This is a genomic window from Bacillus sp. EB600, assembly GCF_024494385.1.
In the GTDB taxonomy this organism is placed as follows: domain Bacteria; phylum Bacillota; class Bacilli; order Bacillales; family Cytobacillaceae; genus JAEVLT01.
The window spans coordinates 1-500 of record NZ_JAEVLT010000158.1; the positions used below are offsets into that span (position 1 = coordinate 1).

A 500-nucleotide genomic window follows, 5' to 3' on the forward strand; every position below is an offset into this window, starting at 1 on the left:
TGTAAGAAGAGTCAAAATGATTGTTTGTATTGCTCGCTTCATAACATCGTCATGTTCATTGCTGGTGTTAATCATAGGCTCCTTTATGAAACGCAGCTGCACTCCATTTTCTACAAACCATTTATATTCCTTCATTGTGTCATCCATATTCCGTCCCATCCGAGTAATGGAATCAAATACAACCGTATCCCCTTCACGCACCATTTGTTTTAATAATTGATACTGAGGACGTTCAAAGTTTTTACCACTGGCCTTATCAATGAATATATCCCGTTCTTCAATTCCTTCCTTCCTCATAGTCTCCATTTGCCTCGCTTCGTTTTGTTCTTTTGATGATACACGGACATAACCGAATATTTTCATATGCATCAAATCCCCCTTTTTATGGAATGATTGTTATTTGTTTGTCTTAACAATATATCAATCTATCTCAAAAGATCAATCATCATTTTGGGATATCCCAAAATTGTTTTTATAACCTTTTAGGACTACAAGAACGT

The 500-nt window shown here is 35.6% G+C and carries 1 protein-coding gene; it reads right to left on the minus strand.

Translation table 11 applies throughout. The features are described from left to right. Positions 1–369: recombinase family protein (locus tag JN080_RS29115; protein ID WP_256239377.1), on the minus strand; the 369-nt coding region annotated here is incomplete at its 3' end. Positions 370–500 lie beyond the last annotated feature (131 nt).